Source organism: Rhodococcus sp. IEGM 1408, assembly GCF_033142235.1.
Lineage (GTDB): Bacteria > Actinomycetota > Actinomycetes > Mycobacteriales > Mycobacteriaceae > Dietzia.
Map to the genome: position 1 here is coordinate 1 of NZ_JAWLRW010000002.1, position 17,545 is coordinate 17,545.

Below are 17,545 nucleotides of genomic sequence, written 5' to 3' on the forward strand. Positions count from 1 at the left end.
GCGGCCTGTCGGGTACTACGGGCGAGGGGCAGTTCGGGGAGGTGTCGAGTTCGCAGGATCTACAACTCGACACCCTTTACTTTACATAATGTAGATTATCGGCACCTCGGTAGCGGCTCGGCCGGATGCGGAGCTCGACTCGGTGTGTCACCATCCAGTCAGTGCACTGCTCCGAATAGTCAGCGAGGCGGCACCGTGCCGCTCAGTAGAGAAAGGTGCGACATCATGCGCGGATCGGTCGAGAACGTCTTCATGTTCATCCACAACCCTCTGGTGGATCTCTACCAGTGGCTCCTCAGTGTCCTTCCGGCGGACATGGCCTGATTGCCCCGGCGGCACAGCGTCGCCATGCTGATCGTGAGGCCCCGGGCCAGCGGATGTCGTGAGGGCACCTTGCGGGTCTTCTCCGGGGCCTCACGATCCTGTTGTCAGGGACCTCGATGGGCGCCGAGGCGTCCCCGATTCGTCACTGTGACGTTTTTAAGATGGGTCCCCGCATCCGGGGATGGCCCGCGACATCATCCGCCGATCGCGCCGGATGCCTGTCGGACCACGGCAGCGCCTGTTCGAGTTGACCGGCCAGGCGGAGCAGCATCGTTTCTCCCCCGAGCTGAGCGGTGAAGTGCACTCCCATCGGAACGCCCTCCGGCGTCCAGTGCAGCGGGAGCGACAGTGCCGGGCGACCGGTCAGGTTGGCCAACTGGGTGTACGGCACCCAGCTGAGGTTGGCGTCGATGATCGACTCCACGAACCCCGAGTGTCGCAACAGAGGCGCTGTGCGGGTCGCGAGCAACGCGGCCGCGCCGCGACGGGCCAGCGGCGGGGTGTCCAGGGCGCCGATGTGCGGCGGGAGGTCGGCGAGCGTAGGCGTCATGAGCAGGTCGTAGCCGGAGAAGAACGTGGTGAGTTCGCGGACGTACTGATCTCGCCGCATCACGGCGTCGAGGTAGTCCACACTGCTCTGCGCTCTGCCGAGTGCGGCCACGATCCGCGTGTCGACCTCAAAATCCCGGTCGGCGCATCCCGTCAGGCGCCTGGTGTCCTCTACCACCCACGCGAGGTACGCGAACCAACTGGTGAGGAAGTCCCGGGCCAGCGCCAGGTCGTCGACGGGCTGGGACTCCAGGATCTCGACGTGATGACCGAGGTCCTCGAGCGCTCTGGCAACGGTCTCGACGGCAGCCACAGCCTGCGGGTGCGGCGCGGAATTGATCGACGACGCGGTGCACACCCCGATCCGCAGCCTGCCCGGATCGGCCCCGACCTGCGACAGGAACGACCGGGCCGGGATGGCCGGGACGTACGGGCCGCTCGGCTCCCCGCCCACCAGCACGTCCAGCATCGCGGCGGAATCGCGGACCGACCGTGAGACGACGCCGTTCGTGGCGGCGCCGTGCATCGCCTCCCCGCGGCCCGGACCCATCGGTACCAGTCCGCGGCCGGGCTTGAGGCCGACGAGGCCGCAGCAGGCGGCCGGGATGCGTATCGAGCCGCCGCCGTCGCTCGCCCCCGCGACGGGAACGATGCCGGCCGCGACCGCAGCCGCCGACCCACCTGAGGACCCGCCGGGGCTGCGGCTGGTGTCCCACGGATTCCTGGCGGCGCCGAACAGGTCCGGCTCGGTGATCCCCTTGGCCCCGAATTCCGGGGTGTTGGTCTTGCCAAAGACGACCAGGCCCGCGTCCAGCCACCGCTGCACCACGGTCGCGTGCTCGACTGCCGGCACCCCGGCCAGTGGCCGCGAACCGCTGCTGGTGGGCGTGCCCTGGTAGTCCTGACCGAGGTCCTTGAGGAGGAACGGCACCCCGGCGAACGGACCTGTCAGCTCCTCACCCGCCCTGGCGCGAGCCGTCCCGTCCATCCGGCGGACGATGGCGTTGAGCTCCGGGTTGACGCTGTCGGCGCGCTGGATCGCCGCCTCGAGGAGTTGGTCGGCGGTGATCTCGCCGTCTTTCACGAGGGCGGCGAGCCCCAGGGCGTCGTGACTCCGGTACTCGTCAAAGCGCATGGGTCGGGAGTCTACGCACGGAAATCAGCGGCTGGTCCGGTTCCGCCCCGCGAGCCACGCGCGCCACGCACCGGTGGACCACAGGGCCCAGGCCACGAGGACCGGCTGGAAGAACAGCCGGACCAGCCGATCGCGATCGGTGTCGAGCCCGAACGCGGCCGTGCCGGTGACGTACTGCGAGATGTTGCCCGGGAAGACCGCGATGAAGAACGCCGCCGTCACCCCGCCGACCGCCGGGCGGAACCGGGCCGGCGCCAGGATCAGTGCCGCCCCGAGACCGAGCTCGACCACCCCGGAGGCGACCACCACGAAATCCGGGTCGAGTGGGACCCACGTGGGGACCTGGGCCTGGAACTCCTGGCGCATGGTGGTGAGGTGTCCGGTGCCCGCGCCGAGGAGTGCGGCACCCAGGGCCCATCGGCCGAGGTGACGGACCAACTCCCCCGCACTGCGCCGGCGGTGCGCCGCACCGCGCCCGCGACGCGAGTGCGTCTGGGCATTCGAGCTCTGCTGGGGCTGGTTCAGTTCCGTCATGAGGGAAGTGTTGCGCACAACTGAGTTGAGCGCAACCTAATTTTGGGCGATAATCGGGGGATGGACTCCGATCTCCGGCTCGAACAGCAGGTCTGCTTTGCCCTCTACGCGGCCTCGCGCGCCTCGACGTCGGCCTACCGGCACGCCTTGGCGTCGGTCGGCCTCACCTACCCGCAGTACCTCGCGTTGCTCGCCCTGTGGGAGGAGGACGGGCTCACGGTCCGTCAGTTGGGTGACCGGCTCCTCCTGGATTCCGGCACCCTCTCCCCTCTGCTGTCGCGACTGGAGCATGCCGGGCTGGTCGAACGGTCGCGGTCCGCCGACGACGGTCGGCGTGTCCTGGTCCGCCTCACCGCGGCCGGCGCGAGGCTGCGCGCCGAGGCGGAGACGATCCAGTGCTCCCTGCTCGACAGGCTGGACATGCCGGAGGAGGACCTCGCCCAGCTGAGGACCCTCGCCCAGCGCCTCGTGACCTCGCTCGAGCGTGCTGATCGGGTCGAGGGCGCTGACCGGCTCGATCCGTAGGACTCAGATCGTGACGGGTTGCCGCAAGAGCGTCTTGAGCCTGGCGGGCTCGACCTTGCGGGGATCCGAGAGGTAGATCTCGTGGTGATGGCCTGACGGGGCTGCGCCCCGCGCGGGGATGACCTCCTCGTGCATCTGCGCGAGGATCGGCCCCTCGTCGTCGTAGGCGCCCACGTGCAGCGTCTGCACCGCGGTCCCCTCGGCATGCTCGGTGAACCGCACTCGCTCGTTGGCGTCCGGCACCCTCGTCGTCGTCACCCTCTCCAGCGCGGCGGACAGGATCTCCGGCGTGATCCAGTCGGGCTGCCAGATCATCATGGCCCAGCTCCAGGCCGCCTTGTCGCGTGCGGTGAACACCCGTGGGTCGTCGGCGTACCAGAGTCCCTCCAGGGGGCCGACGGTGTGCACCCGGCCGAGCTCGGCTCTGGCGGCCGCGCGTACGGCATACGAGGTGGCGTACAGCGCCTCGACCGCCCGGCGATAGTCCTGGGAGGTGTTGGGATCCCCGTGGCCGTCGGCCATGAGGAACCGCATCGGCGGGACCTCCACCACGTCGAATCTGCCGACTTTTCCGGTATAGAGATCCCGACGTTCGCGCTTGATGTCGTAACTGGGCGTGCGCACGGCCATGCGGCACACCCTACGCGTTCGCCGGACCCGCTATTGCCGGTCGTGGGATCCACTCCGTCAATCAAGGTTGACGACCGGTGCGGGTCAACGTAGGTTGACATAGGAGGTGAGGGAAGTGGAGACGACGTTCAATTTTGACGACGACGACGAGGCCGGCCCGGTCGCCCGATTGGCTGCCATCGCCGAGGCGAAAGCGGCTCTCGCTCGTGCGGAGTCCGCTGCGATCAGGCACGCCCGGATGAACGGGTTGAGCTGGGCGGAGATCGGGGTGGTCCTGGGAGTGAGTAAACAGGCGTTGCACAAACGATTCGGAAAGAAGGCCTGACCCCGGATGACCCGGACCCCACTCGGACAGCTCCTGCGCCCACTCGTCACCCTCGCCCCGAGCCCACCGCGGTTGCCGAACGCGATCAAGGCGGGGCTGACGGTACTGCTGTGTCTGGCGATCCCGACCCTGCTGGGGCGGCTCGACCTCGGCCTGCTCACCGTCACCGGGACCTTCGCCGTCCTCTACGCCCCCGCGGCCCCGATCCGTCGGCGTGCCGCAACCGTCGCGGGTATCGGGCTCGGGCTGATCACGGCGACCGCCCTGGGCGCCTTCACCGCGGGCTCCTACCTCGCCTTCGCGGTGACGGCCATCCTCTTGGCGATGGTCACCGCCGGCCTGTGCCTGGCGCTCCGGGTGGGTCCGCCCGGCTCGTACTTCCTGGTCCTGTGCGCGGGCATCGCCTACCTGGTGGTCGGCGAGCACGGGGTCCAACCAGCACTCGTCCCGGCCATGACGGCGGTCGGCGCGGCCGTGGCCTGGCTGGTGACGATGGCAGAACTCCTCCCGGACCCCCGGAAGCCGGAGCGGCTGGCCGTCCACGACGCGCAGCGTGCGGTCGCCGCGTACGCGGACGCCTCACCGGGTCCCGACAGCCGACCACGACACCGGGCAGCAGCGCTCGCACTGGCCGCGGCGGAGGAGGCCGTGGTGGAGGGGATGTGGACGCCCTCGGAGTCGATCACCGCCGATCTGGCCGCGGCCCGGCGCGAGTACAACGACCGTGCCGCGCGCGCGACCCTCCACATCGTGCCCGGCGAAGACCCGGCGTGGGACCCCCGCAACCCCGACGCCGGGCGCTGGCTGGCCGGCTCCCCGGAGTCCTCGGATGTCGACCTGCCCTCCGCCGCCGCGGCCGAGCGGGCCGAGCACGCGATCACCGACGACGAGCGCAGACACATCGGTTCACTGCGCTGGCGGCTGAGCAACGGACTGCGATGGCCCGGTGAGCCGTGGTCGGTCGCGGCGTCGGTCGGGGTGGCGACAGCGGTGTCGATCGTCCTCCTGACGGTGTTGGCCGGATCCGATCAACCCCACCTGTACTGGGTGATCGCGTTCTCGGCGCTGGTCCTGCACCAGGGTGGCCCCCGCGCGGCACGGACCTATCGGGCTCTGCACCGGCTGACCGGGACAGTCGTCGGACTCGGCCTGTTCCTGATCGTCGCCACGATGCAGCCGTCCGGATGGTGGTTGATCGGGGTGATCGTGGCGCTGCAGTTCGCGATCGAGCTGCTGGTCACCCGCAACTACGGCCTCGCCGTCGCACTGATCACGCCGCTCGCGCTGCTCATCGCCTCCGGCGGGAACGTCCCCGAGCAGCCGCTCCCGCTGGTCGGCGAGCGACTTGTCGACACCGTGATCGGCGTGGTCGTGGCGCTGGCCGTGCTGTGGGGCCTCGGGCGCCGGGCGCACCACCGGGCCGTCCGGGGCGACACGAGGCGGGCGCTCCGCGAGCTCGCGGAATTCGCCCGCGGTCACACGCAGAGGGCACTGGAACCCACGTTGGCCTCCACGTTGCGCGACCTGAACACCAGCAACTCACTGCTGATCGCGGACGGGTACGGCCACTCCCCCGAGTCACGCACCGCCGAGGCGGTCACCTACGCCGGGTACCTGATGCTCGGGACCCATGACCGGCGCTTCGTGTCCTCTTCCGCATCCCGGTGGGCCGAGCTCGCGGATGCGGCGTTGCCCTCCGGGTGGCGGCCGGTCGAGGCTGACCATCCCGCGGACGCCCGGATCCGGCACCAGTGCGAGCGGATGGGGGCCATGCTCGACTGAGCTGTTCCGGGCGGCGGTTCTGTCGATCCCCCGCGGAGGTCAGTCGGTGCTGCCGCCGGCCACGTACTGCGCCAGATGCTCTCCGGTGAGGGTGGACGTCGAGGCGACGAGGTCGGAGGGGGTGCCCTCGAACACGATGCGGCCGCCGTCGTGGCCGGCCCCGGGGCCGAGGTCGATGATCCAGTCGGCGTGCGCCATGACCGCCTGGTGGTGCTCGATCACGATCACCGACTTCCCCGAGTCGACCAGCCGGTCGAGCATCGCCAGCAGGGTGGCCACGTCGGCCAGGTGCAGGCCGGTGGTCGGCTCGTCCAGGACGTAGACCTCCGCCTTCTCGGCCATCTGGGCGGCCAGCTTGAGTCGCTGCCGCTCGCCGCCGGACAGGGTGGTCAGCGGCTGGCCCAGGCGGATGTAGCCCAGCCCGACGTCCCGCAGCCGGACGAGGATCTTGTGCGCGGCGGGGATCCGCGCCGGGCCCTCACGGAAGAACTCCTCGGCCGACGTCACGGACATCGCGAGTACGTCGCCGATGTTCTTCCCGCCGAGCTCGTACTCCAGCACCAGGGCCTGGAACCGCCGCCCTTCGCAGTCGTCGCAGGTGGTGGCCACTCCCGCCATCACCGCGAGGTCGGAGTAGATCACGCCCGCACCCTTGCAGGTGGGACATGCCCCCTCGGAGTTGGGGCTGAACAGGGCCGGCTTGACCCCGTTGGCCTTGGCGAAGGCTTTCCGGATGGGTTCGAGAAGGCCTGTGTACGTGGCCGGATTGCTGCGCCGGGACCCTCGGATCGCGGTCTGGTCGATCGCCGCCACTCCCGGACGGGGTGAGACCGATCCGTGGATCAGCGAGCTCTTGCCCGAGCCGGCGACACCGGTCACCACGCAGAGCACGCCCAGCGGGATGTCCACGTCCACCCCGCGGACGTTGTGGGCGGTGGCGCCGCGGATCTCCATGCTGCCGGAGGGAGTGCGCACCGACTCCTTGAGCGCGGCGCGGTCGTCGAGATGCCGACCGGTGACGGTGTCACTGTGGCGCAGCCCGGACACCGTGCCCTGGTAGCAGATGCTCCCGCCCTCCGAGCCGGCGCCGGGGCCGAGGTCCACGGCGTGGTCGGCGATCGCGATGATCTCCGGCTTGTGCTCGACCACCAGGACGGTGTTGCCCTTGTCGCGCAGGCGCAGGAGCAGGGCGTTCATCCGCTGGATGTCGTGCGGGTGCAGGCCGATGGAGGGTTCGTCGAAGACGTAGGTCACGTCCGTCAGCGCGGATCCCAGGTGGCGGATCATCTTGACCCGTTGGGACTCGCCGCCGGACAGGGTCCCCGCGGGACGGTTCAGGGAGAGGTAGCCGAGCCCGATCTCGACAAACGAATCGAGCGCGTGCTGGAGCGAGGCCAGCAGCGGCGCGATCGACGGCTCAGTGAGCCCGCGCAGCCAGGTGGCGAGATCGGTGATCTGCATGGCCGAGACGTCGGCGATGTTCAGCTCACCGATCCGGGAGGACCGCGCGCCCTCGTTGAGCCGGGTGCCGTGGCAGTCGGGGCAGGTGGTGAACACGACGGCCCGTTCGACAAAGGCCCGGATGTGCGGCTGCATGGCCTCGACGTCCTTGGCGAGCATCGACTTCTGGATCTTGGGGATCAGGCCCTCGAAGGTCACGTTGATCCCCTCGGCCTTGATCTTGACCGGCTCCCTTCGCAGCAGGTCGTGCATCTCCTGCTCGGTGAACTCCCCCACGGGCTTGTCCATGTCAAAGAACCCGGATCCGGCGTAGATGCGCCCGTACCAGCCGTCCATGGAGTACCCGGGGACCGTGATCGCGCCCTCGGCCAGGGACTTGGACCGGTCGACCAGTGCGTCGATGTCGAAGTCGGAGACGCTCCCCCGGCCCTCGCAGCGGACACACATGCCGCCGGTGATGGTGAACTCGGCCTTCTGCCGGGTGCCGTCCGCCTTGGTGAGCGCGCCGACACCGCTCGCGGAGGCGACGTTGAATGAGTAGGCCTTGGGGCCGCCGATCGCGGGCCGGGCGAGTCGGCTGAACAGGATGCGCAGGAGCGCCCCGGTGTCGGTGGCGGTGCCGACGGTCGAGCGGGGGTCGGAGCCCATCCGTTCCTGGTCCACGACGATCGCGGTGGTCAGTCCCTCCAGGATGTCCACGTCCGGTCGGTTGAGCGTGGGCATGAAGCCCTGCAGGAACGCGCTATAGGTCTCGTTGATCATCCGCTGGGACTCGGCGGCGATGGTGGCGAAGACCAGGGAGCTCTTCCCGGACCCCGACACCCCCGTGAAGACGGTGAGTCGACGCTTGGGCAGGTCGACGCTGATCGACTGGAGGTTGTTCTCGCGCGCGCCGTGGACCCGGATGACGTCGTGGGAATCGGCGATGTGGTCACTCACTGTGGGTCTCCCTCGTCCGAGCGTCTGGAACCAACCGTAGGCGACCGACTCGCTGGAGTGAAGCCGCAGCTCAGCCGCCGTTCAGCCACGGCCCTGACGGTCCATCGCGGTGGCGTGGAGCTGGGGCGAATCGCTGGAACTCGTCGTCGTCCCACCCGGGCCGGCCCGTTCGCTCTCGCTCGAGTCCTTCGGCGACCCTGGTCACCGCAGTCGTTCGGCGCGCCTGGCCGCCGCGACGAGCTCGTCGGACATCCGTTTCAGCTCCGCCGGGTCCTCACCCTCGAGGATCGCGGTGTGGAGGTCTTCGCACGCGCACCGGAGCTGGAACATGCGGTCCATGAGGTCGGTGGACTCGGTGCCGGAGAGCACCACGGTGCCCTCCGGTAGTTCGCGCATCAGCAGCGATTGCCGCTGCTCATAGGCGCGCTGGCGACAGGAGCGGCGGCAGTAGCGACGGCGCCGTCCGGTGTCGCCCTCGGTCACCGGGCGACCGCACCACGCGCAGGAGGCCTCACCCCGCCGGGGCGGGGTCTGCTGGGCCTGGACTTCGGGTTCCACGGAGGTCAGGGTAGGCGAGAGGGTGCCCGGCTGGCCTGTCGCACCGCCTGCGTGGGAACATTTAGGGGGTCACCTGGCGTTACATGGTCAGACACCACGGCAGCGTCGTGTGCAGATACACGGACGACCACGGCAGAAGGAGTTCGCATGGCAGATCGAGTCCTCAGAGGCAGCCGCCTCGGTGCGGTGAGCTACGAGACCGACCGGGACACCGACCTCGCGCCCCGCCGGTTGGCCAAGTACCAGACGGAGAACGGCGAGGTGTTCGAGGTCCCGTTTGCCGACGACGCCGAACTCCCCGGCGCCTGGATGTGCAAGAACGGCCAGGAAGGCCAGCTCATCGACGGCCCGGCCGTCGAGGTCAAGAAGGGCAAGCCCCCGCGTACGCACTGGGACATGCTGCTCGAGCGTCGCTCCATGGAGGACCTCGAGGAGTTGCTCAAGGAGCGGATGGACGTGCTCAAGAAGCGCCGGCGCGCCGGCTCACGCTGAGTCTCTTCAAAACGCTGGGCCTGTAAAGGCCGCGTTCCTCGGAGCAGAGAACGCCCCGACCCCTCAACCGGGGGTCGGGGCGTTTCGCGTTCGCCGGTGTGGGCGTCCGCGCTGAGGGTCAGCGCCCGACCAGAGACTTGAGCTGGCGGCGCCGTTTCTCCCAGCCCCAGCGGGCCACGTTGACGGCCGCCTCGCGGAAGATCGATTCGCTCATCTTGGACTGCCCGATGGTGCGCTCGGTGAAGGTGATGGGCACCTCGTCGACCGCGCGCCCGTTATTCAGCAGCCGCCACGTCATGTCGATCTGGAAGCAGTAACCCATCGACTCGATGGAATCGAGGTCGAGCTCGGCCAGTGCTGCGGCGCGGTATGCGCGGTAGCCGGCGGTGATGTCCTTGATGCCCACGCCCAGCATGATCCGCGAGTAGACGTTGCCGCCGCGGGAGATGACGTGGCGCTGCCACGGCCAGTTGACCACGCTGCCGCCCGGGACGTAGCGGGACCCGATCGCCAGGTCCGCGCCGGCGTCGACCGCGGCGAGCATCGCTGGCAGCCGCTCGGGCGGGTGGCTGCCGTCGGCGTCCATCTCCACCAGCACGGTGTAACCGCGCTCGAGTCCCCAGCGGAAGCCGGCGATGTAGGCCGCGCCGAGCCCCTCCTTGCTGGTGCGGTGCAGGACGGAGATCCGCCCCCGCGTGTCCTCGGCGGCCAGCCGGTCGGCGACCTCCCCCGTGCCGTCGGGGCTGTTGTCGTCCGCGATCAGCACGGCGACGTCGGGTGCTGCGGCGAGCAGTCGCTCCACGACGCCCGGGAGGTTCTCCCGCTCGTCGAAGGTCGGGATGATCACCAGCGTCCGGTCAGACGGAACGCCGCCGGCCGGCGTCAACGGATCGGTCACTTAGATCTCCTCGATGTCGGTCGCGGGCCGTGGCCGGGTGCGGATGAGCGCCCAGGCCAGCCCGGCGAGCCCGATGAGGCAGCACACCACTTGCGGGATGCCGCCCAGTCGGGTTGCCATCGTACCGGCCCCTCCCACCTCGACCTGCGCGGCCAGCACCGCGGGCTCGAAGATCCCGGTTTCCTGCCGGACCTGGCCGTCGGGTCCGATCACCGCGCTGACCCCGCTGGTGGCTGCGATCAGGACGGGCACGTGGTGTTCCACGGCCCGTACCCGCGACATCGCGAGCTGCTGGTACGTCATCGGCGATCGACCGAAGGTGGCGTTGTTGGTGGGCACGGTGAGGATCTGCGCGCCCCGGGTCACCGGTTCGCGGGCGGCGGCGTCGAACGCGATCTCGAAGCAGATGGCCACGCCCAGGTCGAACCCGGCTGCGGTGACCAGTCCGTCGCCGTCGCCGGGGACAAAGTGCCCGGCGGTCCGGGCGACCGGGAACAGCGCCTCGAGCGGCGTGCGCAGCGGCAGCCACTCGCCGAACGGCTGGATGTACTTCTTGTCGTGGCGGTCGACCACGGGGTCTGCTGCGGGGTTCGAGGAGCTGCCGTCCCACACCAGGTAGGAGTTGGTGGCCTGGCGATCCTGTCCGGTGGGCAGAACGGTGCCCACGAGAATCGGGGCCTCCAGGCGCTCGGAGAGCGCGCTGATCTGGGCGCCGGCGCGGCGATCGGCCAGCGGGGAGATGTCCGAGGCGTTCTCCGGCCACAACACCAGGTCCGGTCGCACTGCGGTGCCGGCGTCGACCTCGTCGGCGAACTCCGCGGTCACTCGCAGGTGGTTCTCGAGGACCGCGCGGCGTTGGGCGTTGAAGTCCAACCCGAGGCGGGGGACGTTGCCCTGGATGACGGCGACCTCGATCGTCTCCCCCGTCCCCCCTGTGGAGGCCGCGATGGACGCACCGGCGACGAGCCCCGCGGTGACCAGCGGGACGGTCAGGAGGCCGGTGACCGTCAGGACGGGTCGGTCTCTGCGCACCAGGAGCAGGAGCGCGACCCCGATCGCCGCACCCAGGGACGCCACCGCGAGGCCGAGCAACGGGGTGCCGCCGAGTGAGGCCAGTGGCAGGAGAGGTCCGTCGGCCTGGCCGAATGCCAGCCGGCCCCAGGGGAAGCCGCCCCAGGGCCACGAGGAGCGGACCCACTCCCACACCGACCACCAGCCGGCCACACCGAACACCGCGCCCACCGCCCGCAACCCCGGACGCCGCCCGGGCGCGAGCCCCGCCCGCAGGATCGGGACGGCTCCGGCGCCGAAGGCTGCGAGATAGAGCGCCTCGACCAGGGACAATCCCCACGCCGCGTAAGCGCCCACGTACAGCCCCACCCACGGGACCAACAGGAGGAAGAACGCGAGACCGGCGACCAACCCGAGGAGGGCGCCCGTGCGCACCCGGGGGGCGTGGCCGCGGAGCGGAGAGAGGACGACGACGAGGAGGGCGATCGCCGGTAGCGCCGCCCACCACAGGTCGACCGGGGGGAACGAGGCGGCCAGCAGCGCCCCGGCCGCGGCCGCCCCGACCAGCCGGATCAGCTGGCGGATCACTCCGACGGGACCGACGGCAGGCCGTCCACGACGAGCTCGCGCAGGACGGGATCAGGGCCGGAGAGGTCGGGCATCGGCGGCACGCCCGATCGGGGGTCGGTGGACCAGCGCTGCACGGCGTCATAGGCCGCGACCACCGCCAGTGCACCCGTCTGCCAGCGGGCGAAGGTCGCCGGAGTCCCGGGGGTGAGCGTTCCGCTCGTGCCATCGCGTGCCCCGGCGGCGCGGCGAGCGCCGCGGGTGACGGCCGTGAACGCGGCGCGCGGGGACAGTCCCCGGCCACCGGACACCGAGGTCAGATTCCGTAGTGCATCCCACGGCCGGACCTCGTCGGCCGCTTGCGCCGACCCGGCCCGGACCGACGCGGCCAACGCGACGCCGGACGCGGCGATCCGCACCAGATCGGTTCCGGTCAGGTCGTCGACCAGCGGCCGCAGCACGATCACCGTGCCGACGGACGCCAGGGCGGCGAGCGTCTGATCGTCTATCGGCGTGCTGCCACCGTTGAGAGCGCCTACGAGCACCGGCGTACACCGCGCGACGGCCGGGCCGCCCAGCTCTGCGGCGAGGCGGGTGAGTTCGGCGGCGACCTCCACGGGGTCGGCGTCGGCGCCGAGCACCACCCGCTCCCCCGCGCGGACGCGATCGGCCACGAGGTCGAGTGCGTGTGGCTCGGGTATCGGGGCGGGGATCACGCCGCGGGCGGCGGCGGCCCCGGCGTCCAGGCCCGAGGCCAGGCACTCGACAAAGGCCGGCGCCACCCAGTCCCCCTCGAGGTCGACGTACTGGGCGTCCGGGAACAGGGCCGGGCCCGGCGCGTCGGAGCCCGCCCACACGATCACCCCGTTCTCGTGCGCCAGGGCGGTGGCGTCACGTGAGGCGGGAGTGAGGACGCGGCCTCCGGTGGCCAGGAATGCGGTCATGGCCGCGATTATCCCCCAGCCGACCACCGGCTGTCGGGACCGCCCACCTCCGCCGCGCCTAAGCTGGACCCCCATGACCGACTCCTCCGCCGACTCAGCCGCTGACGCCGACGCCGACGCCGTCGCTCGTTTCCCGGGCGGGCGAGTAGACCCCGCCGACTGGACCACCCTGGCCGGCGTGGCCGCGGACCACCGCGGTGAGGTGCAGCTGACCCCCGGGGGCGGTGTCCTGATCCGGCGGGCCGATGGGATGAGCGTGGGGCGGAGCGAGCTGGTCGCGGCAGGACTGGCATCGCGGATCGCTGACGATCGGCTCCCCCGGATCCTCGCTTCCCCCCTGGCCGGCCGGGTGGGCGGGCATCACGACCTCGCGGACCTGCCGGAACGACTCCACGCAGAACTGGTCGTCCGCCTCGACAGCGCCATGATCGACAGCGCCACGCTCGCGGGAGGCCTGGTGGTCGGGTTCGACGCCGGATCCGGAGATGTCCTGGCGCACTCCCCGGATCTCGCGGTGGTGGCCCGGAACGGCGACGAGGTGCGGGTTCACGTCTCAGGGCGCGACACCTCTGTCGAGCTCAGGATGGCCGACGCCGTAACGGTCCTCGCCGACGTGACTGTGGACCTCGTCCGAGCGGGGAACGTGGGGTCGGGGAGGCAGGGGTCGAGGGAAGTGCACGACCTCGTCGTCGTCGCCCTGGGGGCACACCCGCTCGCCTCCCCTGTCGGGTCGACCGCGGGGCCCGTCACCGCGGCGACCGCAGGGCCCGTCACCGCAGGGCTCACCACCGCAGCATCCACCCCTACCAAGCTCACTACCGCCGTAGAGGTGCCGCGGGTCGGCTGGGTGGACACCGACGACGGTCTGGTGAGTCTGCTCTCGGTGGTGCCCGACGGGATCGTGTCCGCGCGGCTCGCCGAGTTCCTGGGCGCGGTGGATCGGCCCGGCACGATCTCGGCGGACCGCGTGATCGGCCTCCACGCACTCACCGAGGCGATGGCAGAGCAGGTCGTTCGCGTGCTCGCCCCGATGGGCATGATCTACGACGCCGCGTCCCCGTGGGCTGACGGGTCAGCGTGAGCCGAACCGCTCGACCAGCCAGCGCGCCGCGTCGTCCACGGAGTACACGGTGTCGACAGAATGCAGGGATTCGGAGTGCAGGATCTCGTCAGAACGCAGGGTGTCGACCGAGTACAGGGTGTCGGCAGAGCGCGGGGCGTCGCCCGACCCGGCCGGGCGGTCCACCATCACCACCGGGATCCGCAGGTCGCGCGCAGCCCGGAGCTTGGCCGCGGAGGCCTCTCCCCCGCTGTTCCTGCTCACCAGGGCGTCGATCCGGTGCCGGGACATGATGGCCCGCTCGGACTCGTCGGTGAACGGACCCCGGCCCAGCATGAGCAGGTAGCGGTGCGGCAGCGGCCCGGTCGGCGGCTCGGCGCACCGGATCAGGTAGGACCCGCCGGTGTCGCCGGCAAAGGCCGCGGGGCCCTGTTTGCCGACCGTGAGCATGGGACGGCGGAAACGGCCCTCCACCACGCGCGCTGCGGACGTCATGTCGGGAACCCGGATCCAGTCGTCGCCCTCCTCGGGTGACCACGGCGGGCGGTGCACCCTCAGCAGGGGCGCGCCGGTCTCGGCGACGGCCCGGATGGCGGACGCCGAAATCTCCGTGGCGAACGGGTCGGTGGCGTCGATCACCACGCTCACGTCGTGCTGGCGCAGCCAGTGGGCCAACCCCTCGGCTCCGCCGAAACCGCCCGTCCGCACCTGTCCCCGGGGCAGGCGCGGACGGGCCACCTTCCCGGCGAGAGCGGTCACCACGTCCAGCCCGGCGGTGACCATGAGGTCGGCGAGTCGGCGAGCCTCACCCGTGCCGCCCAGCACGAGGATCCGCCCGGGCTCGGCGGTCGGCATCGAGGCCCGTGCCGGCCTGCTGGCGGTGGCGAGAGGTGCGGGGGGCTGGGGAGGCGCGGGAGGTGCGACCGCTGTCGGGCGACCAGCGCTCGTCGCTTCGGGGCCCGTGGTGGGGAGCTCCGGGGCGGCGCCAGGGAATCCGGGGACACCGTGGGCGACGCCGGGGACGCCGGAGACCCCGGGGACGAGGTCCCAGGGGATCTCGTCGGCGGTGAGTGCGCGGGTCAGCTCGTCCCGCGCCGGGTGCGACGCCGGGTCCCCCGGGAACAGGACGACGACGAGGTCGCCGCGCTGGTGAGCGGACCGGATCTCTGCGTGGACGTCCTCGGCCGGCACCCCGGTGGTGTCGACAGACCGGGACAGGGCCGGGCACAGGGCCAGCACCTCGCGCGGGATCTCGCCGTCGTACAGGCACGTCCCGCACCGGGCGATGAGCCGGGTGGCGCGGACGGTGAGGAGATCGGCGGGTCCGGGGCCGACGCCGACGAGGTGGACGGTCACCGCGGCATCCGCCGCCACAACGGCTGCGGCACGAGCCGGGCAACCGCGAACATCACGCGCAGCTGCCACGGGATCCACACCACCCCGGCGCGACCGGCCAGGACCCGCTCGACCACGGCGTCGGCCACCTGGTCGGGAGTCGAGGAGAACGGGGCGGGATCCATGCCCTCGGTCATGCGGCCGATCACGAAACCCGGCCGCGGGATCACCAGAGTGACTCCCGTGCCGTGGAGGGCGTCGGCCATCCCGGAGGCGAAGCCGTCGAGGCCGGCCTTGGCGGAGCCGTAGACGTAGTTGGCCCGCCGCACCCGCTGGCCGGCGACCGACGAGAAGGCCACCAGCACCCCGCGGCGACGGGGCTTCATCCGCTCGGCGAGCACGGTCAGCAGCGCGGCCTGGGCCACGAAGTCGGTGTGCAGGATCCGGGCCGCCGCGGCCGCGTCGCGTTCGGCCACCTCCTGGTCGCCGAGGATCCCGAACGCGAGGACGGCGATGGCGATCTCCCCGATCCGCGACTCGACGTCCGCCACCACGCGGGCGTGGGAGTCGAGATCGTCGGCGTCGAAGTCCAGGACCTCGACGCCGGCCGCGCCGGCGGTCAGGAGCGGGGGCGCCAGCGCGGAGGTGTCGCGCCCCGGCCGCGTCGCCAGGACGACGGTTCGCCCGGGTGCGAGCCGGAGCGCGATGGCCAGTCCGATCTCGCTGCGACCGCCGAAGATCACGACGACCTCCCCGGCAGGCGTGTGGCGGGGCGACGGGGTCGCGGGGGTGGTCATGCGGCCATTCTCCCACGCACGCCACCGCCGCCTGAGTCGGCTCGCTGTGGCAGGCTCACCCGTATGGCGCGCACTATGGCAGACCTCTCCCCCGAGGCACACGAGTTCCTCGCCGAGTACCACCTCGGCACCCTGAGCACCGTCCGCCGCGACGGTTCGCCGCACGTCGTCGCCGTGGGGTTCACGATCGACACCGACGGCGGCCTGGCCCGCGTGATCACCCGCCGGGGTTCGCAGAAGGCGCGCAACGCCGAGCGCGGCGGGCGGGCCGCGGTCTCGCACGTCGACCGGGGCCGCTGGCTCACCTTCGAGGGGCCGGTGCGGCTGCTCACCGACGAGGCCGCGGTCCGCGAGGGGGAGCGCCGCTACGGGCTGCGCTATCGCGTACCCCAGCCCAACCCCGAGCGGGTGGTGGTGGCGATCGAGGTGGACCGCGTCATGGGCTCGGCCCAGATGTTCACCGGCGCCGAGACTCCGCGCCCGCACTGAGCGGGCGCGCGGGCGATCAGAGGACCCGCAGTCCCCGCTCGCCGGTGTTGAGATCCCGCCGGCCGTCGGCGGTCACCGCGACGATGTCCTCGAGGCGCGCGCCCCACCTGCCCGCCTGGTAGATCCCGGGCTCGACGGAGAAGGTCATCCCCTCCGCTAGCACGGTGTCGGCGCCGGGCGCGACGAACGGCGGCTCGTGCAGCCCCAGCCCGATCCCGTGCCCGGTGCGGTGGATGAAGAACTCGCCGAGCCCGGCGGCGGCGAGGTGCTCGCGCGCCGCGGCGTCGACCTCGCCAATGGCGATGCCGGGTCGGACGGCCTCCCGGGCCAGCCGCTGGGCCTCCTCCAGCACCGCGTACGCCTCGGCGACCTCGGGCTCGGGCTCGCCCATCGAGTACGTCCGGGTGCAGTCCGAGTGGTACCCGCTGACCACGGGGCCGCCGATGTCCACCACGACGGTGTCCCCCTGCTCGACCACCCGGTCGGAGACGCCGTGGTGGGGGTCGGCGCCGTTGGGTCCCGAGCCGACGATCACGAACTCCGCGTGGGTCAGGCCCTCCTGCTCGATGGCGGCGGTGATGAGCTCGCCCACCTGTGCCTCGGTGCGGCCGACGCGGAGGAACTCCCCCATCCGCGCATGGACGGCATCGATGCGGCGGGCGGCCTCGGCGAGTTCGTCGACCTCATGCGGCGTCTTGACGGCCCGCACGTGGTCGATCACCTCCGAGGCCAGGATCACCTCGCCGTCGACGCCCGCCTGGAGCGGGACCAGGTGCAGCGCGGGCAGCGCGGTGGACACCGCGATCCGTCCGGACACCGTGCCCACCACGAGCGGGACCGCGTCCGTGCCGTCCGACCAGGGGTGGATGGTGGCGCCCACCCGCTCGGCCGCGCGCCGGGTGACGTCCGTGAGCTCGAGGGCGGGCAGCACCAGCAGGGGATCTCCCCCGGCGGCGGGCACGACCATCGCCGTGAGCCGCTCGTGCGATTCCATCCGCTCGCCGGTGAGGTAGGACATGTCCTCCCCCGAGTAGACCACCACGTGGTCGATCCCGAGTTCGCGGGCGCGCTCACGGACGGCGGCCAGACGGCGGGCGTAAACCTGGGGGGCGCTGGTACTCATGACCACCACCCTAGGTCGTGCGCCTCGGGTCGTCCGGCCCGACTAATCTGACGGGGTGGCCGGCCCC

At 71.4% G+C, this 17,545-nt stretch carries 17 protein-coding genes; 6 read left to right on the top strand and 11 right to left on the bottom strand.

Features of this window, described 5'->3' with window-relative positions; genetic code table 11:
- Positions 1–466: 466 nt before the first annotated feature.
- Positions 467–2,008 (bottom strand): amidase, encoded by a 1,542-nt coding sequence (locus R4P08_RS02840; RefSeq protein WP_317812258.1) that lies wholly within the window; start codon positions 2,006–2,008, stop codon positions 467–469.
- 24 nt (positions 2,009–2,032) lie between these two features.
- Complete coding sequence (locus tag R4P08_RS02845; protein WP_317812259.1) at positions 2,033–2,542, bottom strand: hypothetical protein; 510 nt, start codon at positions 2,540–2,542, stop codon at positions 2,033–2,035.
- 60 nt (positions 2,543–2,602) lie between these two features.
- On the opposite strand from R4P08_RS02845, the gene R4P08_RS02850 reads away from it, so the two are divergent.
- Positions 2,603–3,067 carry a MarR family transcriptional regulator gene (locus R4P08_RS02850; RefSeq protein WP_317812260.1) on the top strand — a complete coding sequence of 155 codons (465 nt, stop codon included), beginning with the start codon at positions 2,603–2,605 and terminating at the stop codon, positions 3,065–3,067.
- Positions 3,068–3,070: 3 nt separating this feature from the next.
- Here R4P08_RS02850 and R4P08_RS02855 read toward each other — a convergent pair whose 3' ends face one another.
- Positions 3,071–3,697: a GyrI-like domain-containing protein gene (locus R4P08_RS02855; protein ID WP_317812261.1), complete on the bottom strand. Its 627-nt coding sequence runs from the start codon at positions 3,695–3,697 to the stop codon at positions 3,071–3,073.
- A gap of 115 nt (positions 3,698–3,812) precedes the next feature.
- On the opposite strand from R4P08_RS02855, the gene R4P08_RS02860 reads away from it, so the two are divergent.
- Entirely contained in the window at positions 3,813–4,022 is a 210-nt protein-coding gene (locus R4P08_RS02860) for a sigma factor-like helix-turn-helix DNA-binding protein (RefSeq protein WP_317812262.1), read from the top strand.
- Positions 4,023–4,028: 6 nt separating this feature from the next.
- Positions 4,029–5,804 (top strand): FUSC family protein, encoded by a 1,776-nt coding sequence (locus R4P08_RS02865; RefSeq protein WP_317812263.1) that lies wholly within the window; start codon positions 4,029–4,031, stop codon positions 5,802–5,804.
- Positions 5,805–5,843: 39 nt separating this feature from the next.
- Here R4P08_RS02865 and R4P08_RS02870 read toward each other — a convergent pair whose 3' ends face one another.
- Positions 5,844–8,204 carry an excinuclease ABC subunit UvrA gene (locus R4P08_RS02870; RefSeq protein ID WP_317812264.1) on the bottom strand — a complete coding sequence of 787 codons (2,361 nt, stop codon included), beginning with the start codon at positions 8,202–8,204 and terminating at the stop codon, positions 5,844–5,846.
- Between the two features lie 201 nt (positions 8,205–8,405).
- Complete coding sequence (locus tag R4P08_RS02875; RefSeq protein WP_411741160.1) at positions 8,406–8,771, bottom strand: hypothetical protein; 366 nt, start codon at positions 8,769–8,771, stop codon at positions 8,406–8,408.
- 138 nt (positions 8,772–8,909) lie between these two features.
- On the opposite strand from R4P08_RS02875, the gene R4P08_RS02880 reads away from it, so the two are divergent.
- Positions 8,910–9,254: an RNA polymerase-binding protein RbpA gene (locus tag R4P08_RS02880; protein WP_317812266.1), complete on the top strand. Its 345-nt coding sequence runs from the start codon at positions 8,910–8,912 to the stop codon at positions 9,252–9,254.
- A 118-nt stretch (positions 9,255–9,372) separates the two neighbouring features.
- Here the strand turns inward: R4P08_RS02880 and R4P08_RS02885 are convergent, their stop codons facing one another.
- From R4P08_RS02885 to R4P08_RS02895, 3 genes are read right to left on the bottom strand one after another with little or no spacing between them, the layout of a single operon-like run.
- Complete coding sequence (locus R4P08_RS02885) at positions 9,373–10,152, bottom strand: polyprenol monophosphomannose synthase (RefSeq protein WP_317812267.1); 780 nt, start codon at positions 10,150–10,152, stop codon at positions 9,373–9,375.
- Positions 10,153–11,751, bottom strand: a complete 1,599-nt coding sequence (gene lnt / locus R4P08_RS02890; protein WP_317812268.1) for an apolipoprotein N-acyltransferase — start codon at positions 11,749–11,751, stop codon at positions 10,153–10,155.
- Complete coding sequence (locus R4P08_RS02895; RefSeq protein WP_317812269.1) at positions 11,748–12,674, bottom strand: amidohydrolase; 927 nt, start codon at positions 12,672–12,674, stop codon at positions 11,748–11,750. The genes lnt and R4P08_RS02895 overlap by 4 nt, the downstream gene beginning before the upstream one ends.
- A 73-nt stretch (positions 12,675–12,747) precedes the next feature.
- Here R4P08_RS02895 and R4P08_RS02900 point away from each other — a divergent pair, with 73 nt between their 5' ends.
- Positions 12,748–13,755, top strand: coding sequence for a hypothetical protein (locus R4P08_RS02900; protein WP_317812270.1), 1,008 nt, complete (start codon positions 12,748–12,750; stop codon positions 13,753–13,755).
- Here R4P08_RS02900 and R4P08_RS02905 read toward each other — a convergent pair.
- A complete protein-coding gene (locus R4P08_RS02905) occupies positions 13,747–15,090 on the bottom strand; it encodes a cobalt-precorrin-6A reductase (protein ID WP_317812271.1) in 1,344 nt (447 codons plus the stop codon). The genes R4P08_RS02900 and R4P08_RS02905 overlap by 9 nt on opposite strands.
- Positions 15,087–15,866 (bottom strand): SDR family NAD(P)-dependent oxidoreductase, encoded by a 780-nt coding sequence (locus R4P08_RS02910; RefSeq protein ID WP_317812272.1) that lies wholly within the window; start codon positions 15,864–15,866, stop codon positions 15,087–15,089. Before R4P08_RS02910 ends, R4P08_RS02905 begins: the two co-directional genes overlap by 4 nt.
- Positions 15,867–15,929: 63 nt before the next feature.
- Between R4P08_RS02910 and R4P08_RS02915 the strand changes: the two genes are divergently transcribed.
- A complete protein-coding gene (locus R4P08_RS02915; protein ID WP_317812273.1) occupies positions 15,930–16,355 on the top strand; it encodes a PPOX class F420-dependent oxidoreductase in 426 nt (141 codons plus the stop codon).
- A gap of 16 nt (positions 16,356–16,371) precedes the next feature.
- Here the strand turns inward: R4P08_RS02915 and R4P08_RS02920 are convergent, their stop codons facing one another.
- Positions 16,372–17,478: a Xaa-Pro peptidase family protein gene (locus tag R4P08_RS02920; protein WP_317812274.1), complete on the bottom strand. Its 1,107-nt coding sequence runs from the start codon at positions 17,476–17,478 to the stop codon at positions 16,372–16,374.
- Positions 17,479–17,545 lie beyond the last annotated feature (67 nt).